Annotated in this window: 18 protein-coding genes; 8 read left to right on the top strand and 10 right to left on the bottom strand. The window is 55.4% G+C overall.

What is annotated here, in order from left to right:
• Positions 1–33: 33 nt before the first annotated feature.
• Entirely contained in the window at positions 34–405 is a 372-nt protein-coding gene (locus tag IM294_RS18710) for a type II toxin-antitoxin system VapC family toxin (RefSeq protein ID WP_077266491.1), read from the bottom strand.
• Positions 406–407: 2 nt separating this feature from the next.
• Positions 408–650: a ribbon-helix-helix domain-containing protein gene (locus IM294_RS18705; protein ID WP_015569912.1), complete on the bottom strand. Its 243-nt coding sequence runs from the start codon at positions 648–650 to the stop codon at positions 408–410.
• A gap of 198 nt (positions 651–848) precedes the next feature.
• Between IM294_RS18705 and IM294_RS18700 the strand changes: the two genes are divergently transcribed.
• On the top strand, positions 849–1,769 hold the full coding sequence (locus IM294_RS18700) for an alpha/beta hydrolase (RefSeq protein ID WP_126818680.1): 921 nt from the start codon (positions 849–851) through the stop codon (positions 1,767–1,769).
• Between the two features lie 8 nt (positions 1,770–1,777).
• Here the strand turns inward: IM294_RS18700 and fabY are convergent, their stop codons facing one another.
• The 6 genes from fabY to IM294_RS18670 all read right to left on the bottom strand — a co-directional run bounded on the left by fabY (position 1,778) and on the right by IM294_RS18670 (position 5,970).
• Positions 1,778–2,719, bottom strand: coding sequence for a fatty acid biosynthesis protein FabY (fabY, locus tag IM294_RS18695; RefSeq protein ID WP_028014875.1), 942 nt, complete (start codon positions 2,717–2,719; stop codon positions 1,778–1,780).
• A gap of 44 nt (positions 2,720–2,763) precedes the next feature.
• Positions 2,764–3,201 carry a D-aminoacyl-tRNA deacylase gene (gene dtd / locus IM294_RS18690; RefSeq protein ID WP_008501836.1) on the bottom strand — a complete coding sequence of 146 codons (438 nt, stop codon included), beginning with the start codon at positions 3,199–3,201 and terminating at the stop codon, positions 2,764–2,766.
• A complete protein-coding gene (locus IM294_RS18685) occupies positions 3,198–4,079 on the bottom strand; it encodes a virulence factor BrkB family protein (RefSeq protein WP_045260235.1) in 882 nt (293 codons plus the stop codon). The genes dtd and IM294_RS18685 overlap by 4 nt, the downstream gene beginning before the upstream one ends.
• A complete protein-coding gene (gene yihX / locus IM294_RS18680) occupies positions 4,073–4,672 on the bottom strand; it encodes a glucose-1-phosphatase (protein ID WP_045260234.1) in 600 nt (199 codons plus the stop codon). Before yihX ends, IM294_RS18685 begins: the two co-directional genes overlap by 7 nt.
• A gap of 87 nt (positions 4,673–4,759) precedes the next feature.
• Positions 4,760–5,230: a hypothetical protein gene (locus IM294_RS18675; protein WP_028014878.1), complete on the bottom strand. Its 471-nt coding sequence runs from the start codon at positions 5,228–5,230 to the stop codon at positions 4,760–4,762.
• Positions 5,227–5,970 carry a winged helix-turn-helix domain-containing protein gene (locus IM294_RS18670; protein ID WP_136344168.1) on the bottom strand — a complete coding sequence of 248 codons (744 nt, stop codon included), beginning with the start codon at positions 5,968–5,970 and terminating at the stop codon, positions 5,227–5,229. The genes IM294_RS18675 and IM294_RS18670 overlap by 4 nt, the downstream gene beginning before the upstream one ends.
• 547 nt (positions 5,971–6,517) lie before the next feature.
• On the opposite strand from IM294_RS18670, the gene IM294_RS18665 reads away from it, so the two are divergent.
• Entirely contained in the window at positions 6,518–7,135 is a 618-nt protein-coding gene (locus tag IM294_RS18665) for a helix-turn-helix transcriptional regulator (RefSeq protein ID WP_126818681.1), read from the top strand.
• Between the two features lie 71 nt (positions 7,136–7,206).
• Positions 7,207–10,137 (top strand): autotransporter outer membrane beta-barrel domain-containing protein, encoded by a 2,931-nt coding sequence (locus IM294_RS18660; protein WP_126818682.1) that lies wholly within the window; start codon positions 7,207–7,209, stop codon positions 10,135–10,137.
• A 35-nt stretch (positions 10,138–10,172) separates the two neighbouring features.
• Here the strand turns inward: IM294_RS18660 and IM294_RS18655 are convergent, their stop codons facing one another.
• On the bottom strand, positions 10,173–10,967 hold the full coding sequence (locus IM294_RS18655) for a DeoR/GlpR family DNA-binding transcription regulator (protein ID WP_032644939.1): 795 nt from the start codon (positions 10,965–10,967) through the stop codon (positions 10,173–10,175).
• Positions 10,968–11,001: 34 nt separating this feature from the next.
• Positions 11,002–11,898 (bottom strand): sugar kinase, encoded by an 897-nt coding sequence (locus tag IM294_RS18650; protein WP_126818683.1) that lies wholly within the window; start codon positions 11,896–11,898, stop codon positions 11,002–11,004.
• A 155-nt stretch (positions 11,899–12,053) separates the two neighbouring features.
• Between IM294_RS18650 and yihU the strand changes: the two genes are divergently transcribed.
• Genes yihU through IM294_RS18625 form a run of 5 tightly spaced genes read left to right on the top strand, consistent with a single transcriptional unit; the run spans position 12,054 to position 18,562 of the window.
• Positions 12,054–12,944 (top strand): sulfolactaldehyde 3-reductase, encoded by an 891-nt coding sequence (yihU, locus tag IM294_RS18645; RefSeq protein WP_126818684.1) that lies wholly within the window; start codon positions 12,054–12,056, stop codon positions 12,942–12,944.
• 17 nt (positions 12,945–12,961) lie between these two features.
• Entirely contained in the window at positions 12,962–13,837 is an 876-nt protein-coding gene (gene yihT / locus IM294_RS18640) for a sulfofructosephosphate aldolase (protein ID WP_045260226.1), read from the top strand.
• Positions 13,838–13,851: 14 nt separating this feature from the next.
• Positions 13,852–15,093, top strand: a complete 1,242-nt coding sequence (yihS, locus tag IM294_RS18635; protein WP_193360379.1) for a sulfoquinovose isomerase — start codon at positions 13,852–13,854, stop codon at positions 15,091–15,093.
• A 16-nt stretch (positions 15,094–15,109) separates the two neighbouring features.
• On the top strand, positions 15,110–17,134 hold the full coding sequence (locus IM294_RS18630; RefSeq protein ID WP_193360378.1) for an alpha-glucosidase: 2,025 nt from the start codon (positions 15,110–15,112) through the stop codon (positions 17,132–17,134).
• Between the two features lie 45 nt (positions 17,135–17,179).
• On the top strand, positions 17,180–18,562 hold the full coding sequence (locus IM294_RS18625) for an MFS transporter (protein ID WP_058646063.1): 1,383 nt from the start codon (positions 17,180–17,182) through the stop codon (positions 18,560–18,562).
• Positions 18,563–18,571: the final 9 nt, after the last annotated feature.

The following is an 18,571-nucleotide window of genomic DNA, read 5'->3' as shown; positions in this document are numbered from 1 at the left end:
GTGAGAGTGCCGGGCGGCGCGAGCTTGCCCGGCCTACACCTGGTAAGGCGTAAGGACCTCGTCAATACCCGCAAAATCTTTCGTGTTGCGAGAAATCAACGGACATTTTCTGCTCTGCGCTGTAGCCAGGATGATAGCATCAGGCAGTTTCATTCCATGCTTCTCACGTAGTAAAACGCTTCTTTCCGCGATATCCCGAGACACATCAATAATTTCAAAAGCGCCCATCACGGCTGCCGTTTTCGCTTCATGACCATGCCTGCGAGCGCCCACCATCACTTCCATCCAGGTAATTAAGCTGATGGCACGATGCGACGCGGTATGCTCAATCGCATCCGCAGCTTCAACACGGTTGTTGAAAAGATCAATGAGAATATTGGTATCAAACACTGCCATGTGCTCCATGATTACCACTCCTCACGCAGCTTGCGTTCATACTCAAGCCCGTCCTCTTTTCTGTCTCCCCACAGACCAAGCGCATTTCGGATAACAGAAGAACTCTGCTGGTCGAGATACAGCTCAATCGCTTCGCGAAGCAGTTCAGCACGTGGTTGATTTCGCAATTGCTTGAGGTTATCCAAACGTTGAATCACGTCATCAGACAAATCGATAAGTATTCTGCCCATATCAAGTTCCGCCAAAACGCTCATATATCACCTTAGTATATCATCATTGGTTAATTTTCAGACAAAATACTCTTTATCAATTTAGGGTGAAAGGACGTTTTTTAGGGAATGATCGATTTTGCGAGCCGCTTTCCACAATATGCACCTCTCATCATTTCTCTGTTTTCATCTGCTCTAAACCAGGCTATAAACTGTATAAACACACAGTAAAAGGACGTAACCATGGCTCTGGAGAAGGGTATTGATAAGCTGGTACAGGAGTTTATTGCCGCAGGACGACCTTCCTCGCGAAAGCAGAGTATTGATGACCGGAGAAGCGGATATGTCGCCAGCACAGCGCTGGCCGGGGAAAAAGAAACTCGTGTCCAGGTTGAAACGCTTGTTCTTGAGGATTTGACCTTTCGGGTATTTTCGCCTGTCAATGCCCCTGAAACGTTACCTTGTGCCCTCTACTATCATGGCGGTTGTTTTGTCAGCGGTGGGTTTGAAACCCATGATAATCAGCTTCGCCAACTGGCGTTTTACGGTAACTGTCGGGTCATTGCGGTTCAGTACAGACTCGCACCCGAGCATACCTTCCCCGCTGCGCATGACGATGCAGAGAGAGCGGCAGAACTTGTCTGGCAGAATGCAGAACAATTAGGTGTGGATAAAAACCGGATTACACTTTGTGGAGACAGCGCGGGAGGCCATCTTGCGCTGGTAACGTCATTGCGGCTTAAGGCCAAAGGTCTCTGGGATCCCGTTCAGCTCATTCTTATCTACCCCATGCTCGACGCTACGGCCAGTTTTGAAAGCTATACCCTCAATGGCATGGATTACGTGATTACTCGCGATACCCTTTTGAGCGGCTATGAAATGTATCTGGCTGGAGCCGACCGTCAGCATCCTGAAGTCAGCCCACTGTGGCGCAACGACTTTAGCGGTCTGCCAAAGGTCCACATTGTTACCGCTGAGTATGATCCGTTACGCGACGAAGGCGAGGCGCTTTGTCAGCGCCTCACGGAGCAAGGCGTGAAGTGTACCGCTCAACGATGGCGGGGTGTAATACACGGCTTCTTTCAGTTGGGTGGAATTAGCCAGTCAGCGCGAGACGTTATGCGAGATATTGCCTGGCGCATTAACCATGCCGGGCGAGAGTGAGAAGGAGACTACTCCTCCTCGTTCCCGCCCTCTTCATAAGCGCCATACGGCTTCGCAGGAAGAACGATATAGGTGCCTTCAAACACCGCGCCCGGCGTTTCATCGCCGAACAGCTCAACCTGCATTTGCACGCGCGCTTTGCGGCCACGTGCCAGACGATCAAGATCGCCGCCCAGCGCGCCAAGGTCCGCCACCGCGCTCGGCTTGCCGCTGATCGGCGCACTGTAGCGGATATGGGCATCGGCCAGAATAATGGTGCCGCCAAGATGCCGCTCGCGCAGCATTAGCCAGATCAGTCCCCAGCCGGTGAGCGTCGCCAGGGAAAACAGGCTGCCGGCAAACAGGGTGTGGTGAGGGTTCTGATTGCCGGTTTCCGGCATGGTGGTAATGAATTTTTGCCCGGTGTACTGCTGAATGCGCACGCCCATCTTTTCACTCAGAGGGATGTGTTCATACCAGGCCTGCTGCAGCTGCCCGCACCAGTCCGCGCGATGAAGAATATCGTCCAGCGTGGCGATGGGTTTGATCATCAAAAAGTGGCGAATCGGCGTGGTTTGCGGGGCGGTGATTTCACCCTGGTTAACAAAACCGAGTTTGGCAAAAAACTCCACGGCATCTTCCCGGGCGCTACAGGTGACGCGCTTAACGCCTTCCTGACGGGCGACGGACTCCAGCGTCATCGCCATTAGCGTCCCCAGCCCTTTATCCTGCACGGAAGGGTGAACCGCCATAAAACGAATCGACGCTTCGTTATCAGCGTTGATATACAGTCGCCCGACGGCGACGAGGTTACCCTCTTCGTCCATCACCATCTGATGATGGGCCATCGCATCCCAGGCGTCGCGTTCAGATCCTTTTGGCTGATGCAGTGGCTTGCGCAGCATTTCCCAGCGGAACTGGTAATACGCTTCTAACTCTTCTTCCGTTTGCGGTACTCGAAGGTGATACATAGCTGTACTCTCTCTTGTTACCCGCGGCCACGCCGCCAGTTGGCTCATACCTGGAGCCAGAATGTGACGGGGCCATCGTTCACCAGCGAGACCTGCATATCTGCAGCGAATCGTCCGGTTTGCGTATTCATTTCCTGTTGGCGACAACGCTCAACAAAGTATTCGTAAAGTGCTTCTGCACGATCCGGCGCGGCGCCTTTAGAGAAACTCGGGCGCATGCCGCGCTCGGTATCCGCTGCCAGCGTAAACTGGGAAACTACCAGCACGCTGCCGCCCGCCTGCTGGACGTTCAGATTCATCTTGCCTTCCGCATCGCTGAATATGCGGTAGCCCAGCACGCGCTCGCATAAGCGGTTCGCTTTTTGTTCGTCATCATCCTTTTCGACACCTAACAACACCAAAAGTCCTGGGCCAATTTCACCCGTCACCTCTCCCTCCACGGTGACGCTGGCACGGGTTACGCGCTGTATCAATGCAATCATGGTTGGTCTGCTTCTAATTGTTTTTCAGCTTCTGCTGCTTTTTTAAGTTCGCGGTATACGCCGAGAGTGACAGTTATTTCGGCACCAAGCAAGACGATACACCAGGTCCAGTAAACCCAGACAAATAAAATGGGGATCACCGCCAGCACGCCGTAAATCAGCTGATAAGACGGGAACATGGTGATGTAAAGGGCAAACCCTTTTTTACCCAGTTCAAAAAGCACTGCCGCCACCAGCGCCCCAACTACCGCATCGCGGTTAGGCACGCGCGTGGTCGGTACAACGCTATAGAGCAGCCAGAACGAGAGCCAGGACAGGATCAGCGGAAAAATACGCAGCACGTTATCAATCACGCTGTTTAAATCACTCGCCCAGCGCAAGGAGAGAAGATACGAACTGATTGCCAGACTCGCCCCAGCCAGCAACGGCCCCAGCGTTAAAATCATCCAGTAGACGGCAAAGGAATAGACCTTAGGACGGATTTTTTTGCTTCGCCAGATGGTGTTAAGCGCGCTGTCGATGGAGTACATCAGCAGCAGCGCGGTGACGATAAGGCCGCACGCCCCCACCGCCGTCATTTTGCTGGAGTTGGCAACAAACTGCTCGATGTAGTTCTGGATAACATCCCCGGTGGCCGGGATGAAGTTCGCGAAGACGAAATGGCGAAGCTGCAGGCTAACGTCCGCGAACATCGGGAAAGCGGAAAAGAGCGCAAAGATAACCGCCACCAGCGGCACTAATGAGAGCAACGACACGTAGGCGAGGTTACCCGCCAGCGTGGTCATGTTGTCCTCATCAATGCGGTGCCAGAGCAACTTCAGCCAGGCCCTCAGCGGGCGAGTATGATGCGTGGCTTTTTGATGAACGGTTTTTAGCATAACTGCTTCGCAAAGTAGTTCGGTATCGTCTCTTTTCCGGTCACCAGAATTGACGTGATACCCAACTGGTTAGCTCCCTCTATATTATCGGCGTTGTCATCGAAAAAGACCGCATCGGCCGCGGTGAATCCCTCTGCCTGCAAAACAGCCTGATAAATTCGCGCTTCAGGCTTACGCATACCCATCTCTTGGGAAAGATAGATCTTATCTGCCGCCGCCTTAACTTCGGGGTATTCCTCTGGCCAGAAGGTCGTGTGCAGACGGTTGGTGTTAGACAGCACGACCACCCGGTGCCCCTGCTCGCGCAGTTTGTGCATAATGTCGATCACTTCCGGACGGATCGCGACGAATACCGCCTGCCAGCCGTGAGAAAATTGTTCATAGCTTAACGAAAGCCCCATCTCCTGGCAGAAGCGTTCAGCAAACTCTTCATCGCTAATCTCGCCGCGTTCATGCTGATGGAAGGTCTCACCCATCGCGAAATCCTGCTTTAACGTCGCCAGCGGCACACGGCTAAAGTCGCTCCAGGCACCCAGCACCCGGTTAAAATCGATATCGACGATTACGTTTCCTAAGTCAAAGATATAAAGCATGTTTATCTCCTTTCGCCGTGGAGAGATAACTTTAGCGGGAATCACGAGATTTGACTATGCGTGCCGTCTAAGGTGTGCGATTGATTTTTACGGCGCGTTTTTACGGCAGTACAGCGAAGGGACGTTTGACGCGGCAAAAAGCCACGCTCCACGGTACTCATCAATCATCAGGCTCAGATCTCTTCCCGGCGTGCGATAAAAACCCGGTAGCGTTGCATTGATATCAGCCTCATCCGCACTATCGGCGAAGGTTTTAACAATACGATCGTTATTCAATACGCGCGCGTTCTGGTGATCGCTGTAGTGGAAATAGATGGTGCGGTTGACTTCAGAAACCACGTGACCAAACAGTTTACCGTTAATGACAGCGGTCCCTTCCCGATGCTGCATTCGCCATGAAACCGTTCCTACAAATCGGTTTTTACCAATCGTCCACTCCACATCACCTGTACAGCGTATCGGCGCACTCGAAAAATGCGAATACGCTAACCAGCCGCTGGTAATAGCAGCCCCCAGCAACGCCGCCAGCAAAATAATACGATTCCCGAGAGTCATCATTGCTCATGCGCCCAAAAATAATGCGTGGTACATAACGCTGCCGCGTCATGTCGCGCATCGTTATTACAGACAAACGCCGCGATTCGCTCCGTTTTACTATAGCCGATGAGAAAAACGTATCGGTTTCCGGCACACAGGCTGGGATAATTTTTTAACAAGCGAAGGTAATGGTCCTGCATATGTTCATTAGGTGCATAAAAGAGTTGGCAGGCGTTGGTCGTGCTGCCCATTGAAAGTGGAATGTAGTGACTAAACGGCATGTTCTGGTGATGTTTATATAATATGACCCCGTTAATAAGCGCGATCAGAAAAAGCGCAGCGGTGGCTATTATTAACCACGCCGGCTTCTTCATCGCGGTGCCTTCGGCTATTGCCGCGTCTTCACTGGCAATTACCGGCTCGGCGGTTGGGGTAAATACTTCAACCTGGGTGGCTTCGGAAAGCGTCAACCCGCGACGCGAAATCGTTTTTACCGTATCGCGCGGTAACCCCACCTCAGCCAGCGCATTGCGCAATGTCAAAATGGCCTGGTAAAAGGTATTCGGTGTGGTGACATCGTTACGCTCACCCCATCCCACCACCATTAACTGATTTTGCGAAATTATTTCGCCAGGATGGGTAACGAGATAAAGAAAGCAGAGATTGGCAGGAAGCTGCAAATGTATCGTGCGCCCGGTAATATGATTCGCCAGGGTTTTGTTTTCCGGGTCATACTCGACCAGCTTGTTAATAAGATACAATTTCACTTTCCTCTGCAATAACAATATTTAACCCCACAAACCCAAAAAACATACGTATATTTAACAACAGTATAGGTCAGAAGGATTAGAGCGCGACACACCTGTACCTAAGATTAGAAACATCGCATTATTTTTCAATTAATTACAAGTCGGTTTTCTTAGGTGAGCCTCAGCTAAAAGGACATAATGAGATTTCATTACACTTCACCAGGTCAAATAATTATATTGAGCCACACGTTGAGAAAAGACTGACGTTCAGGCAGATCGAGGTGACGAATCTTTAGCTATTAGTGCTATTTCGTCAATTTCCTTCCGGGGTTGTTTTTGCCGAATAATCTTAATGGATTGATGAATATTCCTGGGTAAGGTCTGGCAATCAATGTTCTGTCGCTATGTCTGCGGCCTGCAAGAATAGAGACAGCCAGGAATTTATTTTCTCTGGCATTATTTCTCATAAATACGACAGAAACGCTGGATATGTTTCAAGATTGACACATTTGAAAGGCAGTGAAATATTGATAATGAAAATAAGACAGGAGTGGACTGGATGATAACATCGTCGCGAAAGGTTGTCCGCTGTATAAGCTGCGAATTGTCCTGTCAGTTATTTCCGGATAACACGGTGCGCTCACAATACTGTGGCAGCGCCTCCTTCGCAGTTTGGCCGGTGGGAAATCATTTCCTGCAACTTGCAGTAGAAAATAAAATATTGTCTGGAAACAAGAATCATTTATTACGCGGATTTATTTTTGTAGATTTTGCGATGTATAACCTGCGCCTGCTTGTCGATCCGCAATGGATTGAACATCTGGCGATGACCAACATGCACATCGTGCTTATCGCGGACCGTAAACTGGAGGCGTTGGCTCACTACTTTTTCGCTCACCACAGTGAAATAAAGGGAATTATTTATTCAGATGACGATGACGCTATATTGCAGGAAAAAATTAACCATCTTTTTTCCGGCAGGCGAGTGAGCAGCAGGCGTGTTAATACCCTGAACACTGTTGAATTCACTTTACTTAACAGACTTATTTCAGGGGTGTGTCTCCGGGAGATAATAAAAACAACCAGCGTTGATGTGAAAAAAATTTACGTTCATAAAATACGATTAGAGAGGAAGTTAGGTACCAGCATTCATAAAATACTCGTTTCTATTTTGTAATTTCAATTTCTTAACATACCCACATTTAATGGTGTGGAGGATGTTTTACGCCTGAAAGAAAGGGGGCAGTTATGCCATATTTATTGAAACATTCACCTGTCGCCGTTGCGATTTCGCTGGCACTATCGTCAGCGCTATTTACCGCGAATGCTGCAGTTATCGATTTTGCTAATTTACCAGCCACCGGAGCAGTAACGGATTTGCCTGCGGAAATACAGGCGCTGATTCCTGCAACGGCAAACGCGAACTTTAGCAAAAATACCAGCGATCCTAACTATGTCTACCAGTACAGCCCGGGCAATATTCCAGTCTACGGGGATGGGATTACTCTCGAAGGGCCGGGGGCGGAAGCCTTTGAGCACTCCGTGACCGTTATTCAGAACTCCACGTCCGGCAGCCCGGGGGTGATATTTGGTGACGACCTGACTATTCGTACCCAGTCAAAAGTGGCTGCCAATAACGGTAAAGATGTCGACGGTATTCGTACCCACGGTATGAACACGCCGAATAACCCGGTGTTTATCATTACCGGCGACCGCACCCACATTTACGTTAATGGCCAAAGCGGCGATGGCATCAATGCCGGGTACAGCTCCTTCAGCCAGGGTTCTCTCGGCTCCGCCAATATTTATGTGGGTGACGATCTCTATATCGAAACCACTGGCAGTACCGGTCGCGGTATTAGCGCCTATGCACTGAATGATGCCTCGAAGGCCAAAAATAACATTGTTGTCGGCGATCGTGCGCATATTGTGACGCGGGGTACCTACGCCGAGGGGATTCGTACCAACCAGAGCGGCTCATCCGTCCGTCTGGGGGATGAGGCCACCATCGAAACGTATGGCACTTCGGCCTACGGCCTGTATGCGGGTTCTGCCTCCAGAATCGAGCTGGGAAAAAAAGCGACCATTACCACCGACGCAGCCAATGCCTCCGGCGTGTACTCTACCGGCTCGTCAACCATCACCCTTGATGAAGGCGCGACCATCACCACCAACGGTGCCAGCGCGCATGGCATCTACGCTTATACAGCAGCGGTAAATGTGGGAGATAACATCACCATTGCGGTCAACAGCAGCGAGAAAACCAGCAGCTCCGCCCAGGCGCCGCACGGGATGTATGCCTGGTCACGCGGCGTGATAACGCTCGACGGTGGGGCAACCATTACCACCGCAGGCCAGCGCGACCAGGGTAGCTATGCCCTGAACGCCAGCAATGGCGGAATTATTGATGCCTCTGCAGGCGGAAAATTCCTCCTTAACGGCGATATCCTCGCCGCAGGTGGCGTCGCGGCCAACAGTACCCTTCCGGCACAAAACAGTACCATTACGCTGACAATGGGTAACAGCTCGCTGTGGAACGGAGCATCGTACATAGAAAGCAACGCTGCCGGGACCGGTACTCTCGCGCTTACGATGAATGATGCCGTCTGGAATATGCGTGACAGCTCAACGCTGACCAGCCTGACCCTGAACGCGGGCGGCACGATAAATTTCCAGCATGCTGAGGACGCGGCCTGGCAAACCCTGACCATCAACGAGGATTACACAGGCAACGGCGGCAAGCTGGTTTTCAATACCGTGCTGTCTGACGATACCTCTGAAACTGACAGGCTGATTGTTGAAGGAAACACATCCGGTCGTACCGCGGTTGACGTAAACAACATTGGTGGTGCAGGCGCACAAACCGTTGAAGGGATTGAAATAGTCAGCGTTGGCGGCAACTCGGAGGGAACGTTTGAGAAGGCCAGCCGTATCGTAGCGGGGGGTTATGACTATAACGTTGTGCAGAAAGGTAAGAACTGGTTTCTGACCAGCCTGGCTGAACCCGTTGACCCACCGATCGACCCGGTAGATCCTCCTGTTGACCCGGTAGACCCACCGGTCGACCCCGTCGACCCGCCTGTTGACCCGGTGGATCCACCCGTTGACCCTGTCGACCCGCCTGTCGTCCCGGTAGATCCGCCCGTCGACCCGGTGATTCCGCCGCAAGAACCGGTACCGCCACCTGCGCCGCCGAAAAGCGAGCATCAGTATCGCCCAGAATTTGGCAGCTATCAGGCAAACAGCTATGCGGCAAATACGCTGTTTATGACCCGCCTGCACGATCGTCTGGGTGAAACGCAGTACACCGACATGCTCACCGGCGAGCAAAAAGTGACGAGCCTTTGGATGCGTAACGTCGGCGGGCATGCGCGTTTCAACGACGGCAGCGGCCAGCTAAAAACGACAGCCAACCGTTACGTGCTGCAGTTGGGTGGCGATATCGCCCAATGGAGCACAGATGGCCTGGACCGCTGGCATCTTGGCCTGATGGCGGGCTACGGTAACAGCCAAAGCCGGAGCGCTTCCAGCCTGACCGGATACCACTCACGTGGCGAAGTGAATGGCTATAGCGTAGGTCTGTACGATACCTGGTACGCAAACGAAGCCGATAAAAGCGGCACCTACGTTGATAGCTGGGTGCTGTATAACTGGTTTGACAATAAGGTGATGGGGCAGGACCAGGCGACCGAGCGTTATCGCTCCAGCGGCATAACCGCCTCTGTCGAAGCGGGCTATAGCGTTAAGGTGGGTAAAAGCGGCCGCAACAGCTACTGGATCCAGCCGAAGGCGCAGGCCGTTTGGATGGACGTGCAGGCTGACGACCATCGCGAGCGTAACGGCACGCGGGTGAAAGACGAAACCCAGGGCAACCTGATGACGCGTCTCGGCGTGAAGGCCTATATCAGCGGACATAACGCGATGGATGACGCTAAATCACGCACCTTCCAGCCGTTTATTGAAGCGAACTGGATCCACAATACCCAGACCACGCGCATCCGCATGGATGACGTCAGCAATGAGATGCGCGGTACGCGCAATATTGGTGAGTTAAAGACGGGCGTAGAGGGGCAGATTACCCCGCAGCTTAGCGTCTGGGGCAATGTGGCACAGCAGATTGGCGATAAAGGCTACAGCGATACGCAGGGAATGCTGGGAATAAAATACAGCTTCAAATAACAAAAAAGCCGCTGAGAAATCAGCGGCTTTTTGCTTCAGGCGATATCATCGCTGGTACAGGCCAGTACCGTTTCAACCTTACTGGATTTCAGATGATTTTGCAGCGCCGAGCCGGGCATCTCATCGGTGAAAAGAGCCGTTGTCTGCGCCACGTTGCCAATTTCCACCGCGGCGGATGCGTTAAATTTCGTATGATCGGCCGCCAGCAAAATGTGGCGAGAGTGGGCCATCATGGTTTTCACCACGCTGGCTTCATTCACGTCAAACTCCATCATCGCGCCGTCGTGCTCAATCGCCCCGACGCTGGTCACGAGATAGTCCGCCCGAAAACCAGACACAAACGCCGTCGCCGCAGGCCCGATAATGCCGCCGTTGTGCGGGCGCAGCGTGCCGCCCGGCACCATCACTTCAAAGCGCGGGTTTTTATACAGAATATGCGCCACCCGCAGGCTGTTGGTGATGATGCGCAGATGATTATGGTTAAGCAGCGCCCGGGCAACGTGCTCTACGGTCGTGCCGATGGTGATGAAAATAGTTGAGCCGTCGGGAATATAGTCCGCAATCGCCTCGGCAATCGCCCGCTTCTCTTCGGTAAGCGACACTTCGCGCTGTTCGAACGCCGTGTTCACCACGCTGGATGCCCTGCCCGCGCCGCCGTGATGACGCGTGATCAGCCCCTGCTCGCTGAGCTTACGGATATCCCGGCGCACCGTTTGCGTCGACACGTCCAGCAGTTGCGCCAGTTCATCAATGTTCATATAGCCGCGATCGGCAATCAGCGTCAGCAGCTGATCGTGACGCGGGTTGCCGGTCAGTTCGGTAAGGCTCATGGGCTGTCCTCTGAAAACCATCACGCTCCGCATTTTATACAAAAAGTGACAAAAAAGAGCGGGTTTGATCACAGTCGGGTATACCCGCGCGCCCGCCGGGCTTTGTGCATTTCAGGGCTGCGACGGCGCTGGCAAAACGCACGGCGTCTGCGGCGGTAGATTGCTGTCCCAGGCTGAACGCCAGCGCGCCGTGGAAAACGTCGCCCGCGCCGGTGGTATCCACCACGTTCACCTCAAAGCCGGATTGATGACACAAGGCGCCGTTTTCCAGCCAGTAGCAGCCGTCTCGCCCCTGAGTGACATACACATGTCCATTTGTGAGCGTTTGTGCTTTTTTCAGGGCATCTTCTGCTTTATCCAACTGAGTTAGTCGCCGCAGGCCCGGCGCGGAGAAGGCCGCGTGGTCGCTTAAGGCTATCAGCTCCGCGATGTCCTGCGGGGTAACGTCGGCATCAAGCAAAGTAGGAACGCCCTGCTGTCGGGCCAGGGTAAACGCCTGTTTTGCCCCGTCATGCCAGCGCACGTCTGCTAACACGATATCCCATTGCAAGAAGTCGATGTCACACAGCCAGTCTGCCGTGGCAGGGAGATCGGGGCTGGGATAGTTGGCAATCACTCGTTCTCCGCCCGCGTCCACCAGCACCGCCGATTGTGACGATCGGGCACCCTTAAATACGCGGGTGTAACGAGTCTTCACCCCCAGGGATTCCAGCTCCGCGAGCAGCCGTCTGCCGGTATCGTCGTCCCCCACCCGGCCAATAAAATCCACTTCCGCACCCAGTTTTGCCGCGGCCACCGCCGCCGTGGCCGCCGGGCCACCGCCCACTTCCGTATAGTCTTTCGCGACATATTTCCCTCCTTCTTTAGGTAAATCATCGAGATACCAGATGCGATCCAGCACGGTAATGCCGACACAAACGATGCGAGTCATGGTGATTCCTTCTGCGATTTCTGATGCCTTCATTTTAATTTCACCAAATGTTTAAAAAGTGACCCGTGTCAATTTTTTGACTATAAATTACAAATACGATCAAAAACAGACAACACAAACGCGCAGAAATTGACACGATGTGACAGGAGAGAGGCATGTCAGCAATCGCATTTATCGGTTTAGGGCAGATGGGCGCGCCAATGGCGAAGAATCTGTTGAAGCAAGGCCACCAGCTTAACGTGTTTGACGTGAACCCGCAGGCGGTTCAGGCGCTGGTAGAGAGCGGCGCACGGGCGGCGGCTACGCCTGCTCAGGCCGCAACGGATGCCGAATTCGTCATCACCATGCTGCCAAACGGCGACCTGGTGCGCAGCGTGCTGTTCGGCGAGCACGGCGTGTGCGAAGGGTTATCCCGCGACGCGCTGGTGATTGATATGTCCACCATCCACCCGCTGCAAACCGACGCGCTGATCCGCGATATGGCTGAACGCGGCTTCAGCCTGATGGACGTGCCCGTGGGTCGCACGTCTGACCATGCCATCGCCGGCACGCTGCTCCTGCTGGCAGGCGGCACCGCGCAGCAGGTGGAACGCGCCACCCCCGTCTTAATGGCGATGGGCAATGAGCTGATTAACGCCGGCGGGCCAGGCATGGGCATCCGCGTGAAGCTCATCAACAACTACATGAGCATCGCCCTGAACGCGCTTTCCGCCGAGGCGGCGGTACTGTGTGAAGCGCTTGGTCTCTCCTTTGAGGTGGCTCTGAAGGTGATGAGCGGCACGCCGGCGGGTAAAGGCCACTTCACCACCTCATGGCCGAACAAGGTGCTGAAAGGGGATCTTTCCCCGGCCTTCATGATCGACCTTGCGCATAAAGATCTGGGGATCGCCCTGGACGTGGCTAACCAGCTCCACGTTCCGATGCCGCTGGGCGCGGCGTCCCGCGAAGTTTACAACCAGGCACGCGCCGCCGGGCGCGGGCGCGAAGACTGGACGGCCATTCTAGAACAGGTTCGCGCATCTGCCGGGCTGAAAAAATCACACTGATACGAAAGGACTGAGGAATGACGATGTACACCCTGAAAGATATCACCCGACCTTCCGGCGGTTTTGCAATGCTGGCCGTGGATCAGCGCGAAGCGATGCGCCTGATGTTTGCCGCCGCAGGCGCGCCGGTGCCAGTAACCGACCAGCACCTGACGGATTTTAAGGTCAACGCGGCGAAGATTCTGTCGCCTTACGCCTCTGCCATTCTCGTCGACCAGCAGTTCTGCTATCGCCAGATTGTGGAGCAGCAGGCCGTAGCCAACAGCTGCGCGATGATTGTGGCGGCCGACGAGTTTATTCCGGGGAACGGTATTCCGGTCGACAGCGTGGTGATCGACAAAAGCATCGACGCGCAGGCGGTCAAACGCGACGGCGGCAAGGCGCTCAAGCTGCTGGTGCTGTGGCGTAGCGATGAAGATCCGCAGCAGCGCCTGGAGATGGTGAAAGCGTTCAATACGCTGTGCCACGACAACGGGCTGCTGAGCATTATCGAGCCGGTGGTGCGTCCGCCGCGTCGTGGAGCCGAATTTAACCGCGAACAGGCGATTATCGATGCGGCTAAAGAGCTGGGCGACAGCGGTGCCGACCTCTACAAGGTGGAGATGCCGCTGTTTGGTAAGGGCACGCAGCAGGAACTGCTGGCGGCCTCGCAGAAGCTGAACGAGAACATCGCCATGCCGTGGGTGATCCTCTCCTCCGGCGTGGACGATAAGCTGTTCCCGCGCGCCGTGAGCGTGGCGATGCAGGCGGGGGCATCGGGCTTTTTAGCCGGTCGCGCCGTCTGGTCATCGGTGATTGGCCTGCCGGATACCGAGCTGATGCTGCGTGATATTTCCGTACCAAAACTTCAGCGTCTGGGTGAGATCGTCGACGAAATGATGGCTCGCCGTTAAGAAAGGACCCGAACATGAAATGGTTTAACACCCTGAGCCACAACCGCTGGCTCGAACAAGAGACCGACCGCATTCTCGATTTCGGCAAAAACGCCGCCGTACCGACCGGCTTTGGCTGGCTGGGCAATAACGGGCAGGTTCGCAGCGATATGGGCACCCATCTTTGGATCACCGCCCGCATGCTTCACGTGTACGCGGTGGCGGCGAACATGGGCCGTCCCGGCGCGTATGCGCTGGTTGAGCACGGCATTAATGCCCTCAACGGTCCGCTGCGCGACAAACAGCACGGCGGCTGGTACGCCTGCGTAAACGATGAAGGCGTCATTGACGCCTCCAAGCAGGGCTATCAGCACTTCTTCGTCCTGCTGGGCGCGGCGAGCGCCGTCACCACCGGCCACCCGCAGGCACGCAAGCTGCTGGACGATGCCATCGAGGTGATTGAGCACTATTTCTGGAGCGAACAGAAGCAAATGTGCCTCGAGTCCTGGGATGAAGCCTTCAGCAAAACGGAAGATTACCGCGGCGGTAACGCCAACATGCACGCCGTGGAAGCCTTCCTGATTGTCTATGACGTGACCCACGACCGCAAATGGCTCGACCGCGCCCTGCGCATCGCCTCGGTGATTATTCACGACGTGGCGCGCAAAGGTGAGTACCGCGTTAACGAACATTTCGACACCAACTGGAACCCGATCCGCGACTACAACATTGATAATCCCGCCCACCGCTTCCGCGCCTACGGCGGCACGCCGGGGCACTGGATTGAGTGGGGCCGCCTGATGCTGCACCTGCGCGCCGCGCTGGAAGCGCGCTTTGAAACCCCGCCGGAGTGGCTGCTGGAAGATGCGAAAGGCCTGTTTCACGCCACCATCCGCGACGCCTGGGCACCCGACGGCGCCGACGGGTTTGTCTATTCCGTGGGCTGGGACGGTAAGCCTATCGTCCGCGAACGCGTGCGCTGGCCGATCGTTGAGGCAATGGGCACGGCTTATGCGCTCTACACCGTCACCGGCGAGGCGCAGTACGAAGCCTGGTATCAGAAGTGGTGGGATTACTGCATCAAGTACCTGATGGATTACGAAAACGGTTCCTGGTGGCAGGAGCTGGACACCAATAACGAAGTGACCACCAAAGTCTGGGACGGCAAGCAGGATATTTACCATCTGCTGCACTGCCTGGTGATCCCCCGCCTGCCGCTGGCGCCGGGCTTAGCGCCTGCCGTCGCCGCCGGATTGCTGGACAGCCAGGCCAAATAATAAAGACGGAGTTTTTATGCGTACCCTACACAATATTGACCTGAAAAATAACGAACGTGGCTTCACCCTGCGCTGGCAGGATCGCTTGATTTTGTCCCACTCTGAAGAAGCGCCTTGCCTGTGGATCGGCGCAGGCGAGGCCGATATCGAGATGTTTCGCGGCAACTTCAGCATTAAAGACAAGCTCAACGAAAAGATTGCCCTGACGGACGCGACCGTCACGCAGCAAAGCGTGGGCTGGGCCATCCGCTTTACCCGCGGCGATGCGGTGAGCGCCACCCTGCTGGTGGGCGTGGATGCGGAAGGCCGTCTGGAGCTGAAGCTGAAAAATGATGCTCCCGGCCATAACCGCATCTGGCTGCGGCTGGCGGCACAGCCGGAAGATCATATCTACGGCTGCGGCGAGCAATTCTCGTACTTCGACCTGCGCGGCAAGCCGTTCCCGCTTTGGACCAGCGAGCAGGGCGTGGGGCGCAACAAGCAGACCTACGTCACCTGGCAGGCCGACTGCAAAGAGAACGCGGGTGGTGACTACTACTGGACCTTCTTCCCGCAGCCTACCTTCGTGAGCACCCAGAAGTACTACTGCCACGTGGATAACAGCTGCTACATGAACTTTGACTTCAGCGCGCCGGATTTCCACGAGCTGGCGTTCTGGGAAGATAACGCCACGCTGCGCTTCGAATGTGCGGAAACGTACGTCGATCTGCTGGAAAAACTGACCGGCCTGCTGGGACGTCAGCCGGAGCTGCCGGACTGGGTTTACGACGGCGTGACGCTGGGCATCCAGGGCGGCACCGAGGTGTGCCAGCAGAAGCTCGACGCTATGCGCGAGGGCGGCGTGAAGGTGAACGGCATCTGGGCGCAGGACTGGTCCGGCATCCGCATGACCTCCTTCGGCAAACGCGTGATGTGGAACTGGAAGTGGAACAGCGCGCTCTATCCGCAGCTTGATGAGCGGATCGGGCAGTGGAAGCAGGAGGGCGTACAGTTCCTCTCCTATATCAACCCGTACGTCGCCAGCGATAAAGATCTCTGCGAAGAGGCGGCGAAACGCGGCTATCTGACCAAAAACGCCAACGGTGAGGACTACCACGTTGAATTCGGCGAGTTCTACGCGGGCGTTATCGACCTGACCAACCCGGAAGCCTACGGCTGGTACAAAGAGGTCATTAAAAAGAACCTGATCGAACTGGGCTGCGGCGGCTGGATGGCCGATTTCGGGGAATATCTGCCGACCGATACCTTCCTGCACAACGGCGTGAGCGCGGAGATCATGCATAACGCCTGGCCTGCCCTGTGGGCCAAATGTAACTACGAGGCGCTCCAGGAAACCGGCAAGCTCGGGGAGATCCTGTTCTTCATGCGCGCGGGCTACACCGGCAGCCAGAAGCACTCGGTGATGATGTGGGCGGGGGATCAGAACGTCGACTGGAGCCTGGACGACGGTCTGGCGTCCGTCATCCCTGCGGCGCTGTCGCTGGCGATGACCGGGCACGGCCTGCACCACAGTGACATCGGCGGCTATACCACCCTGTTCGAGATGAAGCGCAGCAAGGAGCTGCTGCTGCGCTGGTGCGACTTCAGCGCCTTTACGCCAATGATGCGTACCCACGAGGGCAACCGCCCTGGCGACAACTGGCAGTTCGACGGCGATGCGGAAACCATCGCGCACTTTGCGCGCATGACCACCGTGTTCACCACCCTGAAGCCGTACATCAAAGCTGCGGTTGCGCAGAACGCGAAAAGCGGCCTGCCGGTGATGCGTCCGCTGTTCCTGCACTATGAGGACGACGCGCGCGCCTACACGCTGAAATACCAGTACCTGTTTGGCCGCGATCTGCTGGTGGCACCGGTTCATGAAGAGGGCCGCCGGGACTGGTCGCTTTATCTGCCGCAGGACAGCTGGGTCAATGCGTGGACCGGGGAAACCTGCCAGGGCGGTGACGTGACCGTTGATGCCCCGATTGGCAAACCGCCGGTCTTCTATCGCCAGCACAGCGAATGGGCAGATCTGTTTAGCACCTTACGTGATATCTGATAAGGCTCGCCCGCAGGGAAACCTGCGGGCAGACGGAGAACAATAATGAGTCAACATACTTCCGATCCGGCAACCCTACGCCTGCCGTTTAAAGAAAAACTCGCCTACGGGATGGGCGATCTCGGCTCTAACATCCTGCTGGATATCGGCACGCTCTATTTGCTGAAGTTTTACACCGACGTGCTGGGGCTGCCCGGCACCTACGGCGGGATCATCTTCCTGATTGCCAAATTCTTTACCGCCTTCACCGATATGGGCACCGGGATCATGCTCGACTCCCGACGCAAGATTGGCCCGAAAGGGAAATTCCGCCCGTTCGTGCTGTATGCCGCCTTCCCGGTGACGCTGCTGGCGATTGCCAACTTCGTCGGCACGCCGTTTGAAATCACCGGCAAAACGGTGATGGCGACGGTGCTGTTCATGCTGTACGGCCTGTTCTTCAGCATGATGAACTGCTCTTACGGCGCGATGGTGCCCGCCATCACCAAAAACCCGGACGAGCGCGCCTCGCTGGCGGCCTGGCGTCAGGGCGGCGCCACGCTCGGCCTGCTGCTCTGTACGGTGGGCTTTGTCCCGGTGATGAACCTGATTGAGGGTAACGACCAGCTTGGCTACATCTTTGCCGCCACCCTCTTCTCGCTGTTCGGCCTGTTCTTTATGTGGTGGTGCTATAAGGGCGTCACCGAGCGTTACGTCGAGACGCAGCCCGCTAACCCGGCGCAAAAGCCGGGGCTGCTGCAGTCTTTTCGCGCCATTGCCGGGAACCGCCCGCTGTTTATCCTGTGTATCGCGAACCTGTGCACGCTGGGCGCGTTTAACGTTAAGCTCGCCATTCAGGTCTACTACACGCAGTACGTGCTGAACGACCCGATCCTGCTGTCGTACATGGGCTTCTTCAGCATGGGCTGTATTTTTATCGGCGTCTTTATGATGCCCGGCGCGGTGCGGCGCTTCGGCAAGAAAAAGGTCTACATCAGCGGGCTGGCAATTTGGGTGGCGGGCGATCTGCTCAACTACTTCTTCGGCGGCGGCTCGGTGAGCTTTGTGGCGTTTTCCTGCCTGGCGTTCTTCGGCTCCGCGTTCGTGAACAGTCTGAACTGGGCGCTGGTGTCCGATACCGTGGAATACGGCGAGTGGCGCACCGGCGTGCGCTCCGAAGGGACGGTCTACACCGGCTTTACCTTCTTCAGGAAGGTATCCCAGGCGCTGGCCGGCTTCTTCCCGGGGATCATGCTCACCCAGATCGGCTACGTGCCGAACGTGGTGCAGTCCGCCGGGACGGTTGAAGGGCTGCGGCAGCTGATATTTATCTACCCGAGCCTGCTGGCGGTCATCACCATCGTGGCGATGGGCTGCTTCTACAACCTCAACGAGAAGATGTATGTGCGCATCGTGGAAGAGATCGAACTGCGCAAACGTACGGCCTAAATGACGTGA

The organism is Enterobacter cloacae complex sp. P43RS, from assembly GCF_014930585.1.
Taxonomy (GTDB): Bacteria; Pseudomonadota; Gammaproteobacteria; order Enterobacterales; family Enterobacteriaceae; genus Enterobacter; species Enterobacter bugandensis.
Note: the sequence above shows the minus strand (reverse complement) of the source record. Positions and strands in the feature narration are given on the sequence as shown.

Coding starts and splice junctions, on each gene's coding strand:
- IM294_RS18710 (WP_077266491.1), bottom strand. CDS start 405: ATGGAGCACATGGCAGTGTTTGATACCAATATTCTCATTGATCTTTTC.
- IM294_RS18705 (WP_015569912.1), bottom strand. CDS start 650: ATGAGCGTTTTGGCGGAACTTGATATGGGCAGAATACTTATCGATTTG.
- IM294_RS18700 (WP_126818680.1), top strand. CDS start 849: ATGGCTCTGGAGAAGGGTATTGATAAGCTGGTACAGGAGTTTATTGCC.
- fabY (WP_028014875.1), bottom strand. CDS start 2,719: ATGTATCACCTTCGAGTACCGCAAACGGAAGAAGAGTTAGAAGCGTAT.
- dtd (WP_008501836.1), bottom strand. CDS start 3,201: ATGATTGCATTGATACAGCGCGTAACCCGTGCCAGCGTCACCGTGGAG.
- IM294_RS18685 (WP_045260235.1), bottom strand. CDS start 4,079: ATGCTAAAAACCGTTCATCAAAAAGCCACGCATCATACTCGCCCGCTG.
- yihX (WP_045260234.1), bottom strand. CDS start 4,672: ATGCTTTATATCTTTGACTTAGGAAACGTAATCGTCGATATCGATTTT.
- IM294_RS18675 (WP_028014878.1), bottom strand. CDS start 5,230: ATGATGACTCTCGGGAATCGTATTATTTTGCTGGCGGCGTTGCTGGGG.
- IM294_RS18665 (WP_126818681.1), top strand. CDS start 6,518: ATGATAACATCGTCGCGAAAGGTTGTCCGCTGTATAAGCTGCGAATTG.
- IM294_RS18660 (WP_126818682.1), top strand. CDS start 7,207: ATGCCATATTTATTGAAACATTCACCTGTCGCCGTTGCGATTTCGCTG.
- IM294_RS18655 (WP_032644939.1), bottom strand. CDS start 10,967: ATGAGCCTTACCGAACTGACCGGCAACCCGCGTCACGATCAGCTGCTG.
- IM294_RS18650 (WP_126818683.1), bottom strand. CDS start 11,898: ATGACTCGCATCGTTTGTGTCGGCATTACCGTGCTGGATCGCATCTGG.
- yihU (WP_126818684.1), top strand. CDS start 12,054: ATGTCAGCAATCGCATTTATCGGTTTAGGGCAGATGGGCGCGCCAATG.
- yihT (WP_045260226.1), top strand. CDS start 12,962: ATGACGATGTACACCCTGAAAGATATCACCCGACCTTCCGGCGGTTTT.
- yihS (WP_193360379.1), top strand. CDS start 13,852: ATGAAATGGTTTAACACCCTGAGCCACAACCGCTGGCTCGAACAAGAG.
- IM294_RS18630 (WP_193360378.1), top strand. CDS start 15,110: ATGCGTACCCTACACAATATTGACCTGAAAAATAACGAACGTGGCTTC.
- IM294_RS18625 (WP_058646063.1), top strand. CDS start 17,180: ATGAGTCAACATACTTCCGATCCGGCAACCCTACGCCTGCCGTTTAAA.